Annotated in this window: 18 protein-coding genes and 1 pseudogene; 12 read left to right on the top strand and 7 right to left on the bottom strand. The window is 69.7% G+C overall.

Annotated features, from left to right (window positions below; genetic code table 11):
* Positions 1 to 93: 93 nt before the first annotated feature.
* Positions 94 to 1,053 carry a DeoR/GlpR family DNA-binding transcription regulator gene (locus tag ACFVW8_RS31830; protein WP_389696149.1) on the bottom strand — a complete coding sequence of 320 codons (960 nt, stop codon included), beginning with the start codon at positions 1,051 to 1,053 and terminating at the stop codon, positions 94 to 96.
* A 187-nt stretch (positions 1,054 to 1,240) separates the two neighbouring features.
* Positions 1,241 to 2,680, bottom strand: coding sequence for an NAD(P)H-quinone dehydrogenase (locus ACFVW8_RS31825; RefSeq protein WP_389696147.1), 1,440 nt, complete (start codon positions 2,678 to 2,680; stop codon positions 1,241 to 1,243).
* 248 nt (positions 2,681 to 2,928) lie between these two features.
* Between ACFVW8_RS31825 and ACFVW8_RS31820 the strand changes: the two genes are divergently transcribed.
* From ACFVW8_RS31820 to ACFVW8_RS31805, 4 genes are all read left to right on the top strand, one after another.
* Positions 2,929 to 3,366, top strand: coding sequence for a gamma-glutamylcyclotransferase (locus ACFVW8_RS31820; RefSeq protein WP_024490113.1), 438 nt, complete (start codon positions 2,929 to 2,931; stop codon positions 3,364 to 3,366).
* A 134-nt stretch (positions 3,367 to 3,500) separates the two neighbouring features.
* Positions 3,501 to 4,325 carry a purine-nucleoside phosphorylase gene (locus ACFVW8_RS31815; RefSeq protein WP_389696144.1) on the top strand — a complete coding sequence of 275 codons (825 nt, stop codon included), beginning with the start codon at positions 3,501 to 3,503 and terminating at the stop codon, positions 4,323 to 4,325.
* Positions 4,326 to 4,531: 206 nt separating this feature from the next.
* Positions 4,532 to 6,178 (top strand): phospho-sugar mutase, encoded by a 1,647-nt coding sequence (locus ACFVW8_RS31810; RefSeq protein WP_389696142.1) that lies wholly within the window; start codon positions 4,532 to 4,534, stop codon positions 6,176 to 6,178.
* A gap of 180 nt (positions 6,179 to 6,358) precedes the next feature.
* A complete protein-coding gene (locus tag ACFVW8_RS31805; protein WP_389696140.1) occupies positions 6,359 to 7,099 on the top strand; it encodes a methyltransferase domain-containing protein in 741 nt (246 codons plus the stop codon).
* 424 nt (positions 7,100 to 7,523) lie between these two features.
* Here the strand turns inward: ACFVW8_RS31805 and ACFVW8_RS31800 are convergent, their stop codons facing one another.
* Complete coding sequence (locus tag ACFVW8_RS31800; protein WP_389696138.1) at positions 7,524 to 10,154, bottom strand: CHAT domain-containing protein; 2,631 nt, start codon at positions 10,152 to 10,154, stop codon at positions 7,524 to 7,526.
* 112 nt (positions 10,155 to 10,266) lie between these two features.
* On the opposite strand from ACFVW8_RS31800, the gene ACFVW8_RS31795 reads away from it, so the two are divergent.
* From ACFVW8_RS31795 to ACFVW8_RS31785, 3 genes are read left to right on the top strand one after another with little or no spacing between them, the layout of a single operon-like run.
* Positions 10,267 to 10,662 (top strand): hypothetical protein, encoded by a 396-nt coding sequence (locus ACFVW8_RS31795; RefSeq protein WP_389696136.1) that lies wholly within the window; start codon positions 10,267 to 10,269, stop codon positions 10,660 to 10,662.
* The gene (locus ACFVW8_RS31790; RefSeq protein WP_389696134.1) at positions 10,662 to 11,588 is read left to right on the top strand and encodes a hypothetical protein; all 927 of its coding nucleotides are present in this window, start codon (positions 10,662 to 10,664) and stop codon (positions 11,586 to 11,588) included. Before ACFVW8_RS31795 ends, ACFVW8_RS31790 begins: the two co-directional genes overlap by 1 nt.
* A 28-nt stretch (positions 11,589 to 11,616) precedes the next feature.
* Positions 11,617 to 11,847, top strand: coding sequence for a hypothetical protein (locus ACFVW8_RS31785; protein WP_389696132.1), 231 nt, complete (start codon positions 11,617 to 11,619; stop codon positions 11,845 to 11,847).
* A 33-nt stretch (positions 11,848 to 11,880) separates the two neighbouring features.
* On the opposite strand, the pseudogene ACFVW8_RS31780 reads toward ACFVW8_RS31785, so the two are convergent.
* Both ACFVW8_RS31780 and ACFVW8_RS31775 read right to left on the bottom strand, forming a co-directional pair.
* Positions 11,881 to 12,189 (bottom strand): annotated as a pseudogene (locus ACFVW8_RS31780) (hypothetical protein); the annotation flags it as partial.
* Between the two features lie 56 nt (positions 12,190 to 12,245).
* A complete protein-coding gene (locus ACFVW8_RS31775) occupies positions 12,246 to 13,658 on the bottom strand; it encodes an aminopeptidase P family protein (protein WP_389696130.1) in 1,413 nt (470 codons plus the stop codon).
* A 167-nt stretch (positions 13,659 to 13,825) separates the two neighbouring features.
* Between ACFVW8_RS31775 and ACFVW8_RS31770 the strand changes: the two genes are divergently transcribed.
* Together ACFVW8_RS31770 and ACFVW8_RS31765 are read left to right on the top strand one after the other, a co-directional pair.
* On the top strand, positions 13,826 to 14,809 hold the full coding sequence (locus ACFVW8_RS31770; RefSeq protein WP_389696128.1) for a LuxR family transcriptional regulator: 984 nt from the start codon (positions 13,826 to 13,828) through the stop codon (positions 14,807 to 14,809).
* Positions 14,810 to 14,892: 83 nt separating this feature from the next.
* Positions 14,893 to 15,516 carry a nucleotidyltransferase family protein gene (locus tag ACFVW8_RS31765; RefSeq protein ID WP_389696126.1) on the top strand — a complete coding sequence of 208 codons (624 nt, stop codon included), beginning with the start codon at positions 14,893 to 14,895 and terminating at the stop codon, positions 15,514 to 15,516.
* A 199-nt stretch (positions 15,517 to 15,715) separates the two neighbouring features.
* On the opposite strand, the gene ACFVW8_RS31760 is transcribed toward ACFVW8_RS31765, so the two are convergent.
* On the bottom strand, positions 15,716 to 16,069 hold the full coding sequence (locus tag ACFVW8_RS31760; RefSeq protein ID WP_389696124.1) for a beta/gamma crystallin domain-containing protein: 354 nt from the start codon (positions 16,067 to 16,069) through the stop codon (positions 15,716 to 15,718).
* Between the two features lie 314 nt (positions 16,070 to 16,383).
* Positions 16,384 to 17,022 (bottom strand): PH domain-containing protein, encoded by a 639-nt coding sequence (locus ACFVW8_RS31755; protein WP_389696122.1) that lies wholly within the window; start codon positions 17,020 to 17,022, stop codon positions 16,384 to 16,386.
* A gap of 158 nt (positions 17,023 to 17,180) precedes the next feature.
* Here ACFVW8_RS31755 and deoC point away from each other — a divergent pair, with 158 nt between their 5' ends.
* From deoC to ACFVW8_RS31740, 3 genes are read left to right on the top strand one after another with little or no spacing between them, the layout of a single operon-like run.
* On the top strand, positions 17,181 to 18,128 hold the full coding sequence (gene deoC, locus ACFVW8_RS31750) for a deoxyribose-phosphate aldolase (RefSeq protein ID WP_389696151.1): 948 nt from the start codon (positions 17,181 to 17,183) through the stop codon (positions 18,126 to 18,128).
* 5 nt (positions 18,129 to 18,133) lie between these two features.
* A complete protein-coding gene (locus tag ACFVW8_RS31745; protein ID WP_389696120.1) occupies positions 18,134 to 19,570 on the top strand; it encodes an aldehyde dehydrogenase family protein in 1,437 nt (478 codons plus the stop codon).
* Positions 19,563 to 20,459, top strand: a complete 897-nt coding sequence (locus ACFVW8_RS31740) for an aldehyde dehydrogenase family protein (RefSeq protein WP_389696118.1) — start codon at positions 19,563 to 19,565, stop codon at positions 20,457 to 20,459. Before ACFVW8_RS31745 ends, ACFVW8_RS31740 begins: the two co-directional genes overlap by 8 nt.
* Positions 20,460 to 20,562 lie beyond the last annotated feature (103 nt).

Raw genomic sequence — 20,562 nt, 5'->3', positions numbered from 1 at the left:
AGGCTGGAGTTGCTCCTCGAGGCTGGGTTCGGGCCCGCCGAGGCTGGGTTCGGCGCCCGGGAGGGTGGGTTCGGCGTCGGCAAAGCCGGGTCACTAGCGACGCCGCAGGTCAGCCACTCTCGCCCGGTCCACCGAGCTCTGCTCGGCCAGCACCGCAGACCCCCGCAACGGCTGCGGCCCGCTCCCGTGCGTGCGCCGCTGCCCCGGCAGGGGCATGTCCCGGCGGTTGCCCCGGCCGGGCGGCACCGAATCGGCCTCGGCCGGAGCACCTGAGGCGCCGGCCACCGCGATCTGCACGCCCTGGTCCGCCAGGGCCTGTAGCTCCGCCGCGGCACGGTCGTCGTGCGCGGCCGGTTCGTCCGTCACGAGACGGGTGATGAGATCCGTCGGCACCGTCTGGAACATGGTGTCGGAGCCGAGCTTGGTGTGGTCGGCCAGGACCACCACCTCCCCGGCCGCCTGGACCAGCGCCCGGTCCACGCTCGCGGAGAGCATGTTGGACGTGGAGAGCCCGCGCTCGGCGGTGAGACCGCTCCCGGACAGGAAGGCGCGCGAGACCCGCAGCCCCTGGAGCGACTGCTCGGCCCCACTGCCCACCAGGGCGTAGTTGGAACCGCGCAGGGTGCCCCCGGTCATCACCACTTCCACCCGGTTGGCATGGGCCAACGCCTGGGCGACGAGCAGCGAATTGGTGACCACGGTCAGACCGGGGACCCTCGCGAGCCGGCGGGCCAGCTCCTGCGTGGTCGTACCGGCGCCGACCACGATGGCCTCGCCCTCTTCGACGAGGCCGGCGGCCAGGTCGGCGATGGCCGTTTTCTCCGCGGTGGCGAGATGGGATTTCTGCGGAAAGCCGGACTCCCGCGTAAAACCGCCCGGCAAAACCGCACCGCCGTGCCGGCGGTCGAGGAGTCCTTCTGCCTCCAGTGCCCGCACGTCCCGCCGTACGGTCACTTCGGAGGTCTGGACGACGCGGGCGAGCTCACGGAGCGATACCGCCCCGTTGGCACGCACCATTTCGAGGATCAACTGACGACGTTCTGCAGCGAACACGAAACTGACAGTAACGTGACTGCCCGAGAGTTTTCAGCAGTTTGCGCCGAATTGCAGAAGTTGTACATCCAAGGGGCCGCCAAGTGGTATAGGCGGCCCCGTTGTTGTCCCCTACTGATCACCGACGGTCGCCGGACCGCCTGAGTTGCCGGGAGTTGCCGGGGAATGCCGGGTTCCCGGAGCCGTTCTAGGCTTCACCCGCCTGCTTACGGGTGTGCAGCTGACGGGCCACTTCCGCGATCGATCCCGACAGGGACGGATACACAGTGAAGGCGTTTGCGATCTGTTCCACCGTCAGGTTGTTGTCCACCGCGATCGAGATGGGGTGGATCAGCTCGCTGGCCCGCGGCGCGACGACACAGCCGCCGACCACGATGCCGGTACCGGGCCTGCAGAATATTTTGACGAAGCCGTCCCGGATGCCCTGCATCTTGGCGCGCGGGTTGCGCAGCAGCGGCAGCTTGACGACCCGGGCGTCGATCTTGCCCCCGTCGACATCGGCCTGGCTGTAGCCGACCGTGGCGATCTCCGGGTCGGTGAAGACGTTCGAGGAGACCGTCTTCAGGTTCAGCGGCGTCACCGCGTCCCCGAGGAAGTGGTACATCGCGATCCGGCCCTGCATCGCGGCGACCGAGGCGAGCGCGAAGATGCCGGTCACGTCACCGGCCGCGTAGACACCCGGTGCGCTGGTGCGGGAGACCTTGTCGGTCCAGATGTGGCCCGAGTCCTTGAGCCGGACGCCGGCCTCCTCCAGGCCCATGCCCGCGCTGTTCGGGATCGCGCCGACCGCCATCAGACAGTGCGAGCCGGAGATGACCCGGCCGTCGGCGAGGGTCACCTCGACCCGGTCGCCCACACGCTTGGCGGACTGGGCGCGGGAGCGGGCCATCACGTTCATGCCGCGGCGCCGGAAGACGTCCTCCAGGACGGCGGCCGCGTCCGGGTCCTCGCCCGGCAGCACCCGGTCACGGGAGGAGACGAGGGTGACACGGGAGCCGAGGGCCTGGTAGGCACCGGCGAACTCCGCGCCCGTCACACCCGAGCCGACCACGATGAGCTCCTCGGGGAGCTCGTCGAGGTCGTAGACCTGGGTCCAGTTCAGGATCCGCTCGCCGTCGGGGAGCGCGTCCGGGATCTCCCGGGGGTGGCCGCCGGTCGCGATCAGCACGGCGTCGGCCAGGAGTGTCTCCTCCGTGCCGTCGGCCGCGGTCACCACGACCTGACGGGAGCCGTCGGCGGCCTGCAGTCCCGCCAGCCGGCCGCGTCCGCGCATCACCCGCGCACCGGCACGGGTGACGGAGGCGGTGATGTCGTGGGACTGGGCGAGCGCCAGGCGCTTCACCCGTCGGTTGACCTTGCCCAGGTCGACGCCGACCACGCGGGCCGCCTGCTCCATGTGCGGGGTGTCGTCCGCGACGATGATGCCGAGCTCCTCGTACGAGGAGTCGAAGGTGGTCATCACCTCGGCCGTCGCGATCAGGGTCTTCGATGGCACGCAGTCGGTGAGCACGGACGCGCCGCCGAGGCCGTCACAGTCGACGACGGTCACCTCCGCGCCGAGCTGGGCGCCCACCAATGCCGCCTCGTACCCGCCGGGTCCGCCGCCGATGATCACGATCCGGGTCACGAAAAGTCCGCCTCGCGTTTCGTCCCGCGGCCGTCTGCTGCCCCGGCCGGGGGTCCGGGGGGTCGCCCCGGGTGAATGCAGTACGTACTTCATTGTCCCGCACGCGCCAAGGTGCTTCGCCCCGGGGCCCTCCATACGTGCACCGGGCCGTTCGGACGGGGCCCAGGCCCTCCGGGGACACACCCCGGGCGGGCGTCTTCCGCACCGGAATCGACCTCCCCGGGGTCACCTCCCGTACCCTCGACCCCATGTCGCTCTACGCCGCGTACGCCGGCAACCTCGACGCGCGGCTGATGACGCGCCGCGCACCGCACTCGCCGCTGCGCGGCACCGGCTGGCTGAACGGCTGGCGGCTGACGTTCGGCGGGGAGCAGATGGGCTGGGAGGGCGCGCTGGCCACGGTGGTCGAGGCGCCCCGCTCCCAGGTCTTCGTCGCCCTGTACGACCTCGCGCCGATGGACGAGGACTCCATGGACCGCTGGGAGGGTGTCGGCCTCGACATCTACCGCCGGATGCGGGTCCGGGTGCACACCCTGGACGGCGAGGAGCCGGCCTGGATGTATGTGCTGAACGGCTACGAGGGCGGGCTGCCGTCCGCCCGCTACCTGGGCGAGATCGCGGACGCCGCCGACTCCGCGGGCGCGCCGCACGACTATGTGATGGAACTCCGCAAGCGCCCCTGCTGAGCCCGGACAACGCCTGCGAGCTGCCCTTACGCAGGAACACCGGCGCGGGACTGTGCGAACGCACGAACGGATACGGAAAGACTCTGTACGGGAGCATCTACGCGCGTAGGGAATCAGCGGTTACGCTCATCCGCGTGAACGCATCAGTTATTCCGGACCACATCCAGGGCGACCCGCACGCCGCCGCTGCCGACGCCGCCGTCCGCCTGCGCGAGCTGACCGGTGCCGAGACCCACGACGTCGCACTCGTGATGGGCTCCGGCTGGGCCCCCGCGGGCGATGCGCTCGGCATTCCGGAGGCCGAGTTCCCGGTGACCGCCCTGCCCGGATTCCCCGCCCCCGCCGTCGAGGGCCACGGCGGCACGATCCGCTCGTACAAGATCGGTTCCAAGCGCGCCCTGGTCTTCCTGGGCCGTACGCACTTCTACGAGGGCCGTGGCGTCGCCGCCGTGGCGCACGGGGTGCGTACCGCCGTGGCCGCCGGCTGCGGCACTGTCGTACTGACGAACGGCTGCGGCGGACTGCGCGAGGGCATGCGCCCCGGCCAGCCGGTCCTGATCAGCGACCACATCAACCTGACGGCCGCGTCGCCGATCATCGGCGCCAACTTCGTCGACCTGACCGACCTGTACTCCCCGCGACTGCGGGCGCTGTGCAAGGAGGTCGACGACACCCTCGAAGAGGGCGTGTACGTACAGTTCCCCGGCCCGCACTACGAGACGCCGGCCGAGATCAACATGGTCCGCGTGATGGGCGGCGACCTGGTCGGCATGTCCACCGTGCTGGAAGCGATCGCGGCCCGGGAGGCGGGCGCCGAGGTGCTGGGCATCTCGCTGGTGACCAATCTGGCCGCGGGGCTGAGCGGTGAGCCGCTGAACCACGAAGAGGTGCTGCAGGCCGGGCGCGACTCGGCGACCCGCATGGGCTCGCTGCTGGCGCGCCTGCTGGACCGCATCTGACCTGGCTCGGGCCGTTTCGGGGGCGCTGCCCCCCGTACCCCCGCTCCTCAATCGCCGGAGAGGCTTGCTTTGCCCGCCGGTGAAGCTGCGAAAGTCGGCCTCGCCGGCGTTCGAGGCGCGGGGTCCGGGGCGGAGCCCCGGTTGTGGCCCACCTCAGGTGCCCCACCCGCACCGCACTCACCCCCGAAAACCGGAAGGCGGACACCGTGACGACGCAGGACCTCATCGCCCGGGCCAGGACCTGGCTCGCCGAGGACCCCGACCCCGAGACCCGCGATGAGCTCGCCGAGCTCATCGACGCCGAGGATCTCGACGAGCTCGGCGCACGGTTCGCCGGCACCCTCCAGTTCGGCACCGCGGGCCTGCGCGGTGAGCTGGGCGCCGGCCCGATGCGGATGAACCGCGCCGTCGTCATCCGCGCCGCCGCCGGCCTCGCCGCGTACCTGAAGGACCAGGGACAGGCCGGCGGGCTGGTGGTCATCGGCTACGACGCCCGCTACAAGTCCACCGACTTCGCCCGCGACACCGCGGCCGTGATGACCGGCGCCGGACTGCGGGCAGCGGTGCTCCCCCGCCCGCTCCCCACCCCCGTACTCGCGTACGCCATAAGGCATCTGGGCGCCGTCGCGGGCGTCGAGGTGACCGCGAGCCACAATCCGCCGCGCGACAACGGCTACAAGGTCTACCTCGGCGACGGCTCGCAGATCGTCCCCCCGGCCGACGGGGAGATCGCCGCCGCGATCGCCGCGGTCGGACCGCTGGACACCGTGCCCCGCCCCGACAACGGCTGGCAGACCCTCGGCGACGAGGTCCTGGACGCCTACCTGGCGCGTACGGACGCGGTACTGGCCGACGGCTCGCCGCGCACCGCCCGCATCGTCTACACGGCCATGCACGGTGTCGGCACCTCCGTCCTCACCGCCGCCTTCGACCGCGCCGGCTTCCCTGCCCCGGTCCTCGTCGCTGAGCAGGCCGAGCCGGACCCCGCGTTCCCCACCGTCGCCTTCCCCAACCCGGAAGAACCCGGTGCGATGGACCTCGCCTTCGCCACCGCACGCCGCTCGGACCCCGACATCGTCATCGCCAACGACCCGGACGCCGACCGCTGCGCCGTCGCGGTCCCCGACCCGGCCGCCGACAGCGGCTGGCGGATGCTGCGCGGCGACGAGGTCGGCGCCCTGCTCGCCGCGCACCTGGTCCGCCGCGGTGTCACCACCGGAGTGTTCGCCGAGTCGATCGTGTCGTCGTCCCTCCTCGGCCGGATCGCCGGGAAGGCGGGCCTCGGCTACGAGGAGACGCTGACCGGCTTCAAGTGGATCGCCCGGGTGGACGGTCTGCGGTACGGCTACGAGGAGGCGCTCGGCTACTGCGTCGACCCGGACGGCGTCCGGGACAAGGACGGCATCACGGCCGCGCTCCTGGTCGCCGAACTCGCCTCCGTACTCAAGGCACAGGGCCGCACGCTCCCCGACCTGCTGGACGACCTCGCGGTCGAGCACGGGCTGCACGCCACCGACCAGCTGTCGGTGCGGGTCGAGGACCTGTCCCTCATCGCGGACGCCATGCGCCGGCTGCGCGAGCAGCCGCCGGCCGCCCTCGCCGGACTCGCCGTCACCTCGGCCGAGGACCTCTCACACGGCACCGACCTGCTGCCGCCCACCGACGGACTCCGCTACCACCTGGAGGGCGCCCGGGTGATCGTCCGCCCGAGCGGCACCGAGCCGAAGCTCAAGTGCTATCTGGAGGTCGTGGTGCCGGTCGCCTCGGCGGACGAGCTGCCTGCGGCCCGCGCGAAGGGCGCCGAGCTGCTGACCGGCATCAAGCGGGATCTGGCGGCCGCGGCCGGGATCTGACGCACGGTCCGGGACCGGGCACCGGCTCACGTACGCAGCAGGCAGCCGAGTCGGTGTCCGGCCCCACGCACGGCCGGGAGACCAAGATCGCCCAGGCCCGGGAATGGGCCCACCGCGTACCGTACTCCCCGCAGGGGAATACCAGTTGATGCCGACCGCCCCTGCGGGAAAACTGGCGCGATGCTCTCTGATGCCGATGTCGCCGCACTGTACGACGTGCTGAGTCCCTGGAACCCGGCGCTCTCGCCGGGCGACCGTTTCTACGACACCTGGGTCATGGCTGCCGGATCGGTCCTGGATGTCGGCTGCGGCACGGGCGCCATGCTGACCCTCGCCCGCGAACAAGGCCATCGGGGCCGCCTGGTCGGCCTCGACCCGGACCGTGCGGCGCTGGACCGGGCCCGGCGCCGGTCGGACGTCGATTGGGTGGAGGGCACGGCTGCGGGCGCCACCGCCGACGCGCGCTTCGACCTGGCGATCATGACCGGGCACGCGTTCCAGTGCCTCGTCACCGATGACGCGCTGCGATCCTCGCTCGCGGCCATCCACGCGGCGCTCCGCGGCGGCGGCCACTTCGTGTTCGAGACCCGCCATCCGCAGGCGCGTGCCTGGGAGGACTGGAACCCGTCGAACGCCGTCGGCGTCGTCGCCCCCGTCGCCGGGACGGACCGAGCACTGCGGGTCTGGCACGAGGTCGAATCGGTCGCCGCCGACGTGGTCACGTTCGCCGGTACGGCGGCCGACCCGGACGGCACCGTCCTGCACACCGACCGCTCGGTCCTGCGGTTCCTCGCCCCCGCGCCCCTCAACGCGCGCCTCGCGGATGCCGGTTTCGAGATCGGGGCGCAGTACGGGGACTGGGACCGGGGCCCCCTCACCGGGACGAGCCGGGAGATCGTCACGGTGGCGCGGCGACGGTGACCGGCCAGCCGCTTCGATGCCCTTCGACAAAGACGCCGGCAAGAATGTCTGTCCGCTGATGCGCCATGCCGATACTCGGTACCGGAGAACCAGTGCCCGCTGAGCAACGGTCCAGCCGTCCGGTGACCGCGAGCAGTGACCAAGTGGCAGGCAGGTACACGCACAGCGGTACTCGGACGATGACAAGCGGGACGCGAACAGACTCCTGCGCTATTCAGCGCGAACAGTGACTGACGTCGCCCGGCAGTTCGGCGTCAGTTCCGAGATTCTGCGCGGGTGGATGTAGAGAGCCAGGGTTGCCGAGGACCGGCCGGCTACGGCGGACGCGCTAACTCGCGAACCGATGACTCCGGATCCGACAGGAGAGCGATTTTCGGGGTTGCTCCAGGTCTGGCGCGGATTGGGGTTGCAGTGTCTCGGTTGCTCAGTCTTCGGGCCCCCAATGGGTGAAAGCGGCCCACATGAACGGCAGTCGCGGATACCTGTCCCGGAGCCGTCTAGTCGCGTGGTGCAGCGAACTCGCGGTCCGACTGACGTTGACCTGTCCTGATACGCCCGCTCCACCGGGGATGAGGCCTTCGTAGAAGGCCGCCGCCATCTCCACAGCCACCCGATCATCGATGGGCCACAGCGTTCCGATCACGTGCCGGTAGCCCGCCAGCTGGAAAGCGCCGGCGATGTGAATGCCCTCGTCGAGGAGCCGATGCGAGCTGACACTCGCCTGGCATGCGGACAGGTACGCGAGTGAGCCGCGCACGGCGAGGTCTCTGATCTCCGACACTGATATGAACGACTCCTCTCCATCGCCGAGTTCGAGATAGCTCAGGCTCGGGTCGACCGGGTGCGGGACCGCGTGACAGGCGAAGTGCACGATCGGAGCGTCGGGCAGCAGCTCGCGGACTTGGGCGCGCTTGGGTTGACGCAGGACCTCAGCGGAGGGCATCAGACGTGTGAGTTCGTCTGCCTCATCCGTTGCGCCGGGTAGCAAGCCGATGGCGCCGTCGGCAGACGGGATGATCAACATCTTGGGCCGCGTCTCTTGCCCCAGCCCGCCGTAGTCGAGCGAGCGGCTGTGGGTTAGCGCAGCGAGGGTAGTGGTGTAGGACGAAACGACACGGTCGAGAACGCTACGCCCATGAGTGTCGGTGGGGCGGCCCGCGGCATGGATGGGGAGCAGGCCGAAGATGCCGACCGGGCACCAGGTGAGGTGCGGCCATGGCTCGTTCGGATCGTGTGGCCGAGTTAGTCCGAGGTGCGAGAGGACGGGCTCGGCAACCGCGTCCCAGAGCCAGCCAAGGGACTCCCCCATGTCGTCGTGCGCCGAAGCACGTCCTTCGGGACTGACCTGCCGGTCGGCGACGACCGAGCACGCCATCTGGAACCTATAGGACCTTGCGGACAGTTCCCGGTACGTGGCCTGGGGAAGCGGTACCACTGAAATGCCCTGCGCGGCGCTGACCACCAAGGCGTCACATCTCATGGTGCTTGCCGTCAGAATCACGAGGGGCCTGCCAGCCAGCGCTTCGGCGATCCGTTGTTGGATCGTGGTTTGCTGCGCGCTGTCGTCGCCTGTTCGACGAGTTATGAACTCGCGGGCCGTGATGCCGCGTGTGCGCTCCAGCAGGTCAAGGGCGGCATCCAGGTCTCCTGCGTGGATGGCGGCCGCGGCGGCTGTACCCGGCAGTTCGGCGAATGAGGAGAGGCGGTGTTCGCGATCTTGGGCGTTGAGGTCTTGCGGTGCCAGCGGTTCGAGGAGGTCGAGGGCATCGCGGACCGCCCCGATAGCTAGGTCGTCGCGCCCGGACGTGGCAGCGATCTGGGCTATTTTTTGAAGAAAATCCACCTGATGCGTGACATGTACCAAGGGGTGATCAACCGCTTCCCGGTAGAGCCGGAGAGCCTCGTCGAGCCTCGCGAGGGACTCGCCCCCGCCGACCGCGGTCAGCGAAAAGGCCAGATTTGCGAGACGTATCGGGAACGATGGGTCGCTCTGTGGGGTCAACGCGACTGCTTGCCTGGCGAGATCCTCAGCCTCCTGCAGCAGGGCTGGGTCCTGCATCCACCTGGTACGGATCAGTTGTCTGACCGCGTCACGTACCGGGTCCTGGGAGCGAATGGCCTGGAAGTCGGTGAAGCGCGGGGCGCTCTGGCATGCCTTCACAAGCAGCAGGGCGAGATGCGCCGCCTTATCGGCATACAAACCGTGCCGTCTCGGCGTCAGCCTGAGGGACTCCCGAGCTAGCGGGATGGCTTCCTCAATGAGTTCGATCCGATCGGTCCGGTCATGGAAGCGCTGCAGCACTCCAACCAAATTGTCGATGCGTTGAGCCCGCTCAGAGTCCTTCTCGGCAGTCTCGGCGACGACAATGCGCAACCCTTCCACGGCTTCTTCGAGTACCTCGATCCTGTCGGTTCTCAACCAGAGGCCTTCGAGCGCGCCAGAGAGGTTGTGGATCATACGGACGCGTATACCGCCGGCCGGCGCCAGCGCGACTGCTTCACGTTGAACCCGCACGGACTCCTCAATGTACTTCGCGCGGCCTGTCTCGTGGTAGAGGATGCCCAGCGCACCACCGAGGTCGGAGAGGTAGGAGGTGCGATTGGCATCCACGGGATCCGCGATCCCCACCGCCTCCCGGAGGAGGGCTGTCGCGTTTTCGAGGAGGTTGATCTCCTTGGTGACACGCTGCTTGTGGAGGAGCGCGGCACCCAGGTTGTGCAGGTATAGCGGGCGCTTCGAAGACGTGGCGGGTGTCAGTTCCAAAGCTTCGCTCTCGTGGCGGATCGCTTCATCGATCAGTGCGGGATCGCCCGAGACCTGATGTAGGAGCGTGAGCGCGCCGCCGAGATTCGTCAATGCTGACGGCCGATCAGGATCAACGGGAGCCACGTCTGCGACCGCCGCGCGCCCGTAGCGCACAGCGCGCTCTAGCAGCGCGGGATCCCCTGACTGCCGAAACTCCTCTTGGAGCTGGCCGCAGCAATTGATCAGCAATGCAATTCCCGCAGGCGACAGAGCGCCGGACGGGAACTGTTCGAAGTCCGCACTCGACACTGGCTCCCCTAGACTTCTTGCCGCAGTGGCACGATACTGGCGGCTTGTTTGCTCTGTTGATTGACTATCAGATGCGTACGAGGCGGGGAGGGGGGAATCACTGAACAGGCATATGCAGGCCCGTGTCGCTGTGCTCTGTCAAGAGCTCAGCCGGTGGCCGACGATCCGGGAGCGGATCGAAGCGGTCGGTGGCGTCGCGAAGCTCGACGAATTGCTCGTAGCGGTAACCGCGGCGCGGCCCTCGGAAGACTCGCTGATCAGAGAGTTGCTCGACGAGGTGGCGCGGATCGGCGACACGATCGGACTTCCCTCGCTGACAACCGAACTGCGTGGTCCGGTGCCGCGGGTTCCCGGCGCGCGGACCCCCCGTGTCCAGGTGGCCTGGGTCTGTCCTGCGGCCAGGTGTGGACGCGTCGAACTGGTCGAGGACACACGCGCTGTGCCCACCTGCGTGATCGCTGGCGGTGCCCGGCTCGCGCCCTACCCACCGATGTCCACGAGCCCCTGATGAACACGTTCCTGGGCAATATCGGGACCAATATCGGCGACCGTGTGCTCAGGGCCGTGACACTGCCTGGTCTGCTGTGGACGACCTGTCTGGCGCTCGGCTGGCAGCTGGGCTACGCGCACGCTCTCTCCTACGGACGCCTCTCCAGCCGACTCAAGCAGCTGACGGCTGCGGACCAATCCACCGGTCACACACTCTCTGAGGCCGCACTCGTCCTGGGCAGCTTGCTTCTGGTCGGCGTCGCAGCTGGGCTCGCCGCTAGCGGTATCGGCACAGCTGTCGAGTGGTTCTGGGGCAACCAGGGCACGAGTGGCCCCATCCGCCAGCTGGTGCAGCGACGCCACAAACGCTGGGAACAGGCTGCGAGCCGGGTGCGCAAAGCTGTGGGTGATGCCATGGCCGCCCGCAGCGAGCGGGCCGATTCCCGCCCTGCGGACGACCGCGCCCTCGTCCTTCGCCACCGTCAACTGCGGATCTCGCCCCGCGAGCCCGAGCGGCCCACCTGGATCGGTGAACGCTTCGCGCTCACCGCGGACCGGGCCCGTGAGGTGAACGGCGTCGACGACATCGACCTCGTGTGGCCGCGGCTGTGGCCGGTCCTTCCCGAGGCGCTGCGTGCCGATATCACAGCGGCCCGCGATGCTCACGCCGACGCGGCCCGGCTCTGTGCGTGGGGAGTGATGTATGTCCCAGTCTCCGTCACCTGGTGGCCAGCAGTCTTAGTGGTCCTGGCGGTCCTGATCACCGGTCACATCCGAGGGCGAAGCACCGCGCGTGCGTTCGCCGACTTGGTCGAAGCCGCGCTCGACCTCCACCTCGGCGATCTTGCGAAGCAGCTTGGCCTGGAGCTGGCTTCTGATAGGCCGATGGACGAGCGCGGAGCTGCAATCACGAAGCTGCTTCGCCATAAAGAGTATGGCTCCTGACAGATGAACAGAGAATGGATTCATGTTCATGGGTGATCTCCAGATTTCAACGACGCATCAGGGTCCACAGGGGACCGTGACAGTTGTAGACGGCGATACGGGCGCAGTGCTCGGCCGCTACAACTACTCCGACCGGTCATTGGCGATAAGCTCGACCATGCCTCCGGATCTGATCAAGGCCGTCATGAAGCTGATCTTCACCTACCTTAGCGAGATGGAGCGTGCACAGCAGATCCGGAACGGCGGGGACGGCCACTGAGCTTGAATCTCGTGGTATCGGGCCCCGGGCCGGTTATCCATCGAGGGCGAGGCCAGCGCTGGCGAGGCAGCGGATCTTGGCGTGGCTACTGTTGTGACGCCATCGCCCATCATCGCCGTCCGCCCAGCATTTCAGCTCGGCTGCGGTGAGCGCGTCGATGATCCCGTGCACCCGCGCCCGCTCTGCCATCGCATCCCGCCGACCAGGGTCCGTGGGGAGCGGGCCCGCCGCCTCGCGCAGACCCGCCTCCGTCACCTCGCCGAGCAGCGCGACAGCAGCACCGGCCTCCGCCAAGTGCCGCGCGTTGTGCGCCTGCTCGTTCCCGGCCGAGGACGCGAGGCTGGAGTGCGGGGATGGCGGTGTTCACTCGTTCGTCGGCACAAGGGCCGGGCGCGCGTTCACCCCGCGAAACGGGCCATCCACGCCTCGACCTCGTCCGCCGACCGGGGCAGCCCCGCCGACAGGTTCTCGTGGCCGCCGTCCGTGACGACCAGGTCGTCCTCGATGCGGACGCCGATGCCGCGCCACTCCTCGGGCACCGTGAGGTCGTCCGGCTGGAAGTACAACCCGGGCTCGACGGTGAGCACCATGCCCGGCTCCAGCACACCTCCGACGTACGCCTCGTTCCGGGCCTGCGCGCAGTCGTGGACGTCCAGACCGAGCATGTGGCCGGTGCCCGCCATGGTGAAGCGGCGCTGGAGGCCGAGTTCGTACGCGCGCTCGGCCGGGCCCTCGATGAAACCCCACTCGACCAGCCGGTCCGCGAGATGGCGCTGGGACGCCTCGTGGAAGTCGCGGTAGGCGGCGCCCGGCTTCACGGCGGCCATGCCCGCCTCCTGGGCCTCGTACACCGCGTCGTAGACCTCGCGCTGCAGAGGCGTGAACGTGCCGTCGATCGGAAGCGTGCGGGTGACGTCGGCCGTGTAGAGGGTGTGCGTCTCCACGCCCGCGTCGAGCAGAAGCAGGTCACCGGGGCGCACCGGGCCGTCGTTCTCCGTCCAGTGCATGATCGTGGCGTGCTCGCCGGCGGCGCAGATCGAGCCGTAGCCGACGGCGTTGCCCTCCAGGCGGGCGCGGCGGAAGAACGTGCCCTCGATCCACCGCTCGGACGAGGCGACCGCCCGGGAGAGTTCGCCGATCACGTCGGTGAATCCGCGCACGGTGGAGTCCACGGCCTTGCGGAGTTCGGCGATCTCCCAGTCGTCCTTGACGAGGCGGAGCTCGCTGAGCGCCTCCTCCAGCTCCGCGTCGCGCTCCTCGTCGGAGCTGACGGCGGCCTCCAGGGACGGGTCGACGCCGCGGACGATCCGGGTCGCGCCGGGGGCGGCCGCCAGGTCGGCGGCGGACGTGCGGATGTCGCGGCAGGGCAGACCGAGTACGCGCTCCGCCTCGGCGAGCGAGCGGCGCCGGCCCATCCACAGCTCCGCCGTCGGGCCGGTCCAGAACTCGTCGTTGTCCCTGCTGTCCCGCGGCAGCTGGAAGCAGTAGGCGTCGTGGCCGCCGTCCGCGCGGGGTTCGAGGACGAGGGCGCCGTCCCGGGCCCGGTCGCCGGTCATGTGCACATAGCCCGAGTACGGCCGGAACGGGTATCCGTCGTCGTTCGAGCGGACCTTGAGGTTCCCGGAGGGGATCACCAGGCGCTCGCCGGGGAAGCGGGCGGAGAGCGCGGCACGGCGGCCGGCCGCGTAGGGGGCCTGCTCGTCGGGCTGCAGATCGTGCCGCTCGGTGTCCGCCCAGCCCGTCCGCATCAGAGCGGACAGTTCCTCGGAGATCACTGGGTAGAGGCTGTTCTTCCTTCGGCCCTTCGCCACGTCTGCTCCTTCTTCCGGCCTGTCGCCTTGTCTTGTCTGCTTCTGTCACCGCCGCCGGTCGTCGGCGGCATCCGGACGGTATCCGGCACCGCGCACCGCTGGGGCCCAGGAGTGCCACTGGCACGGATCGGACACATCGGGTGCCGGAACCGGCGGATAATGCCGGTATGACGCACGCGAAACTCGGCGAGGCCCTCCGCCTCCTGGGCCTCGGCCGGGCGGCGGGCCAGGTCTATCTGGCACTGCTCGATCTGGCCCCCGCCCCACTGAGCACGATCGGCGCGGCGGCCGGTCTGGGCGGGGCGGAGCTCGACGCGGCGTACGGCGCACTGGTGGACGCCGGTCTGGCCAGTGCCGCCGGGGAGGGCGAGGACGTGGTGGCGCCGGTGCCGCCGGCCGCCGGCCTGGAGATCCTGGCCCGGCACCGGGCGAGCGAGGTCGAGGAGTCACGCATCGCCGTCGGGGGCGCGTTCGAGTCGTTCCGGCGTCAGCGGCTCGCCGCGTACAACGACCATCTCGTCGAGGTCGTCACCGGCGACGCGGTCGGCCCCCGGATCCGGCACGCCTGGGCGAGCGCCCGCGAACTGATCCGGCAGTTCGAGTCACCGCCGTACTTCCCGCTGCCCGGCGCCACGGACGACGCGCTGGCCACGCTCGCCCGCGGAGTGACGCAGCGTGTCGTGTACTCGCGGGAGTCGCTGGAGCATCCGGGCCATCTGAAGGACGTCATCGAACCGTGCGTCAACGCGGGTGAGCAGGCACGGGTCCTGCCGTCGGTGCCGGTCAAGCTCGTGATCATCGACGACGCGTACGCGCTCGTGTCGTTGTCGATCCGGGAGGCCGACGTGCACAACACGATGCTGGTGGTGCAGCCGTGCGGACTGCTCTCGGCGCTCATCGCCCTGTTCGAGCAGTCCTGGCGGAACGCCCTGCCGTTCCACGGCTCCACCGCCCGCCCCGGCGGTCTGCCGCCCGCTGACCGCCGCCTGCTGTGGCTCCTGGCCGGCGGCGCGAGTGACGAGGCCATCGCCCGCGAGCTGGGAATCAGCCGCCGTACGCTCTTCCGCCGCCTGCAGATCCTGATGGCCCGGCTGGGCGCGGCGAACCGCTTCCAGATGGCTTTGCAGGCTCAGCGCAGCGGGTGGCTGTGAGTGCGTACGGGCGGCGGATCCCGGCCCGCCCCCGGTGGCGCCGCTCCTACCGAGCTCCCGGACGGCCGTGGTAGGCATGGCCAATGACCGGCCGACTCCCCCTGGACGAACAGCTCGCGGCACTGAAGGCGGCACTCTCCCGCAACGACGTCCTGCTGGAGGTGCTGCACCGGACCGCGACGCTGGAACTGCCCGGCTGGTACCTGACAGCGGGCTGTCTCTTCCAGACGGTGTGGAACGTCACCACGAACCGCGATCCCACCCAGGGGATCAAGGACTACGACGTCTTCTACTTCGATGACGGTGACCTGTCATGGGAGGCGGAGGACGCCGCGATCCGGGCCGGGCGGGAAGCGTTCTCCGGCCTTGCCGCCGAGGTCGAGATCCGCAACGAGGCACGGGTCCACCTCTGGTACGAGCAGAAGTTCGGCGCCCCGTGCGCCCCGCACACCTCCGCCGAGTCGGCCATCGACTGCTTCGCCGCCACCACCTGCTGCCTGGGTGTGCGGCTGGGGGCCGACGGCGGATGGCGGGTCTACGCGCCGCACGGGCTGTCCGACGTGTTCAACCTCGTCGTACGCCCGAATCCGGTGCTCGCCCCGCGCGAGGTGTACGAGACGAAGGCCGCCCGCTGGCTGCGGCAGTGGCCGGAGCTGACCGTGCTGAACTGGCCGGTCCCGAGCCCGGCCGGGCTCCCCTCGGCCTGACGTCAGCAAGGCAGCTCCGGTCGTACGCCCGCGCGGACCGGCTCCCGGGCCTCTTCCCCTGCGCACCCGCCCGGGAGCCTGCCGCCACCGCCGACCGCCGTCGGCGTCCCGCTCAGGGCCCTTCGCCCGTTACGGCTTACGGGCCCGGGCGATCAGCGGGACTCCCGGAACAGGGACTCCGAAAAGCCCCCGGCCGGCCTCACAGAATTTCGATGGCCTTGACGTGCGGCACATTGTTGTACTTGAGATTGCTTCCACGAGGAATGCTCACCACATCGCCATTGACGTCGTAGTACTTCACGTCATTGTTGCCCGTGGAAATCTGGTCGATCCACCGGCCACCGAAGTCGGTCTTCCCGGCGTTCGCATAGCAGTCCACGTGCTGACCACCGTTACTGGCGTGCGACCAGATCTTCAGGAATCCCGCAGCAGGGTCGCAGGTGACGTGGTCGATGGCGGAAGCCGTCGCCACCGGCCCACCCAGGGCGAACGCCGCAGCCACGGCAAGTGCCGCCGCCGTGGTGCGCGCGACGCTCTTCTTCGTTGAGAACATGTTTCCCCTTAAATTGAATACGGAACCGATAACCCGCACGGCCAATGCCGACGAACGGCACTGAACAAGCAGCCTACGAAGGGTCCGCCCAATCAAGGGAATTCTGGTGGGAAATCACCTGAACGTGATCATCTGCCCCCGGCGCACCGGAGCTCACGCAGGCGTGAACCAGGCGCATTCACGGATTCAGGATACGCGGCACAATTACATTCACATAGGCGGACCGGCGCCCGTCGGAAACAGCTGGGACCGGTCCGCGGGGTGACCCGATGACGCAGGGCAGGGCCGGGTGAGTCGCGGAGGAGGCGGGCCCCTCAGCCGGTCGCGCCCAGCACCACCAGCAGCACCGCGCCCACCACTGCCGGCGCGATCACCTCGTACGCCCAGCGCACCGACGTGACGGCGTCGCCCGCCACGGGCTTGTCGCCCGCCCGTTCGGCCATCTCCCGCAGGTCCACCACGGTCTGGTCGGCGGCCGCGGTCCGGGCCTTGGTGTCGCGGACGTCGGCGGTCACCGCCGTCCTTCGGTACGGGTCGTCCATCGACTGCCGGGACTGCTGACGGGCGACCTTCTTGCGCTGCCGCAGCGACACCGGCACCGCCCAGAGCTGGTACTTCGCGCCCTCCTGCGTGAACACCTCGCTGGAGTAGCCGGCCCGGACGTCCGCGATGTCGGTCCACGGCAGCGTGATCGTGCGGAACGGGTTGCGGATCCGGATGCGCCGCTCGTTGGCGGACACCACGGGGCGCAGGGTGAAGGCGATCACCAGCGGCACCGAGGTCAGCAGCCCGGCCAGCGCCAGCCACGGCACCCGGCCCTCGCCCCGGATCGCGGCGTCCACGCCGATCCAGAAGATGAGCAGGAGCAGCAGGGCGCCCCCGACCAGCCCGGCGGGCGACCGGTAGGTCCGGTCGGCGTAGGCGGGCTCTGCGGGGGGCGTGGGGCTCGTCATGAGCCCGATTCTGCCTGACGGGCGCAAGGGGCGCGGGGGCGGCTTCCCGATGGCCGTGCCGACGGCCGCGCGCCCTGTGCCCGGGAGCGGTGCGATGCGCGATCGGGCCGGGCCCCTGTACAGGCCGCTACGCGCGTAGATATGCTCCTCTGGTGACCATGCCCACCACTGCTCCTGCATTTGCCGACGCGACGGCGTCCGACAGTGCGCTGCGCCGCTTCCTGCACGGGCTGCCCGGCGTCGACGCCGTCGGCCTCGAAGCGCGCGCCGCCTCGCTCGGAACCCGTTCGATCAAGACGACGGCCAAGGCGTACGCCATCGACCTCGCCATTTCGATGATCGACCTGACGACACTGGAAGGCGCGGACACCCCCGGCAAGGTCCGGGCGCTCGCTGCCAAGGCCGTCAACCCCGATCCGACCGACCGCACGGCCCCGCGCACCGCCGCGGTCTGTGTCTATCCCGACATGGCGGCGACCGCGGTCGCCGCGCTGGCCGGCTCCGGCGTGAAGGTGGCGTCCGTCGCGACGGCCTTCCCGGCCGGCCGTGCCGCGCTCGACGTGAAGCTCGCGGACGTGCGCGACGCCGTGGCCGCCGGTGCCGACGAGATCGACATGGTGATCGACCGGGGCGCCTTCCTTTCCGGCCGCTATCTGAAGGTGTACGAGGAGATCCTCGCCGTGAAGGCCGAGTGCGGCACTGCACGGTTGAAGGTGATCTTCGAGACCGGGGAGCTGTCCACGTACGACAACATCCGGCGGGCCTCCTGGCTCGGGATGCTGGCGGGCGCGGACTTCATCAAGACGTCGACCGGCAAGGTCGGGGTCAACGCGACCCCGTCGAACACCCTGCTGATGCTTGAGGCGGTGCGCGACTTCCGGGCGCAGACCGGCGTCCAGATCGGTGTGAAGCCGGCCGGCGGCATCCGCACCTCCAAGGACGCCGTCAAGTTCCTGGTCCTGGTCAACGAGACGGCGGGCGAGGACTGGCTGGACAACCACTGGTTCCGGTTCGGCGCCTCCAGCCTGCTGAACGACCTGCTGATGCAGCGCCAGAAGCTCAGCACCGGCCGTTACTCCGGCCCCGATTACGTGACGGTGGACTGATCCCCATGGCATCTGCATTCGAGTACGCACCCGCCCCCGAGTCGCGTTCGGTCGTCGACATCGCGCCCTCGTACGGGCTGTTCATCGACGGTGAGTTCACCGACGCCGCCGACGGCAAGGTCTTCAAGACCGTCTCGCCGAGCAGCGAGGAAGTACTGTCCGAGGTCGCGCGGGCCGGCTCCGAGGACGTGGACCGGGCCGTGAAGGCGGCCCGCAGGGCGTTCGAGAAGTGGTCGGCGCTGCCCGGCTCCGAGCGCGCCAAGTACCTGTTCCGGATCGCCCGGATCATCCAGGAGCGCTCCCGCGAGCTCGCCGTCCTGGAGACCCTGGACAACGGAAAGCCGATCAAGGAGACCCGCGACGCGGACCTCCCGCTGGTCGCCGCGCACTTCTTCTACTACGCGGGCTGGGCCGACAAGCTGGATCACGCCGGCTACGGGGCGAACCCGCGCCCCCTCGGCGTCGCCGGCCAGATCATCCCGTGGAACTTCCCGCTCCTGATGCTCGCGTGGAAGATCGCCCCGGCGCTCGCCACCGGCAACACGGTGGTGCTGAAGCCCGCGGAGACGACTCCGCTCTCCGCGCTGTTCTTCGCGGACATCTGCCGCCAGGCCGGGCTGCCCAAGGGCGTCGTCAACATCCTCACGGGCTACGGCGACGCGGGCGAGGCGCTCGTCGCGCACCCCGACGTCAACAAGGTCGCCTTCACCGGCTCGACCGCCGTCGGCAAGGCCATCGCCCGGCAGATCGCGGGCACGGACAAGAAGGCCACGCTCGAACTGGGCGGCAAGGGCGCCAACATCGTCTTCGACGACGCGCCCATCGACCAGGCCGTCGAGGGCATCGTCACCGGCATCTTCTTCAACCAGGGCCAGGTCTGCTGCGCGGGCTCGCGGCTCCTCGTCCAGGAGTCGGTCCAGGACGAGGTGCTGGACGCCCTCAAGCGCAGGCTGACCACGCTGCGCCTCGGCGACCCGCTGGACAAGAACACCGACATCGGAGCGATCAACTCCGCGGAGCAGCTCTCCCGGATCACCGCACTGGTCGAGACCGGCGAGGCCGAGGGAGCCGAGCGCTGGTCGGCCCCCTGCGAACTCCCCTCCGCGGGCTACTGGTTCGCTCCGACGCTGTTCACAGGCGTCACCCAGGCACACACCGTCGCCCGCGACGAGATCTTCGGCCCGGTGCTGTCCGTGCTGTCGTTCCGCACGCCGGACGAGGCGGTCGCCAAGGCCAACAACAGCCAGTACGGCCTCTCGGCGGGCATCTGGACGGAGAAGGGCTCCCGCATCCTCGCGGTGGCGAACAAGCTCCGGGCGGGCGTCGTCTGGGCCAACACGTTCAACAAGTTCGACCCGACCTCGCCGTTCGGCGGCTACAAGGAGTCGGGCTTCGGCCGCGAGGGCGGCCGTCACGGTCTGGAGGCCTACCTCGATGTCTGACGGGCGACTCAGCGTCTTCAAGACCTACAAGCTGTACGTCGGGGGCAAGTTCCCCCGCTCCGAGAGCGGCCGGGTGTACGAGGTGACCGACTCCAAGGGCAAGTGGCTGGGACACGCACCTCAGTCGTCCCGCAAGGACGCCCGCGACGCGGTCGTGGCCGCACGCAAGGCCTTCGGCGGCTGGTCGGGCGCGACCGCGTACAACCGCGGCCAGGTCCTCTACCGCGTCGCCGAGATGCTGGAGGGCCGCCGGGAGCAGTTCGTCCGGGAGGTGGCGGAGGCCGAGGGGCTGTCGAAGGCGAAGGCGGCGGCCGTGGTGGACGCGGCGGTCGACCGCTGGGTCTGGTACGCGGGCTGGACCGACAAGATCGGCCAGGTCACGGGTGCGGTGAACCCGGTCGCGGGCCCCTTCCTCAACCTCTCCACGCCCGAACCGACCGGTGTGGTCACGGTCCTGGCCCCGCAGGAGTCCTCGTTCCTGGGCCTGGTCTCGGTGGTCGCCCCGGTGATCGCGACGGGCAACACGGCGGTCGTCATCGCGTCGGCCGAGGCCCCGCTGCCCGCCCTGTCACTGGGTGAGGTGCTGGCCACCTCGGACCTGCCGGGCGGTGTGGTCAACATCCTGTCCGGGAAGACCGCGGAGATCGCCGCGCCGCTCGCCTCCCACCAGGACGTGAACGGCATCGACCTCACGGGCGCCGACGCGGAACTGGCGAAGGAGCTGGAGATCGCGGCGGCCGACAACCTGAAGCGGGTGTCCAGTCCACAGACTGTGGACGGCGGTGACTGGTCGGCCGATCCGGGTACGCGCCGGCTCACCGCGTTCCTGGAGACCAAGACGGTCTGGCACCCGACGGGCGCGCTGGGCGTGTCGGGCTCCTCGTACTGACGCGCACACGGTTGCCGACGCGCACGCGGTACTGACGCCCGCTCACGGGCGTGGCCCGTGCCCCGGATCCCCGGGGCACGGGTACGTCACCTTCGGCAGCGTG

This window comes from Streptomyces sp. NPDC058221, assembly GCF_042882365.1.
GTDB lineage: Bacteria > Actinomycetota > Actinomycetes > Streptomycetales > Streptomycetaceae > Streptomyces.
Note: the sequence above shows the minus strand (reverse complement) of the source record. Positions and strands in the feature narration are given on the sequence as shown.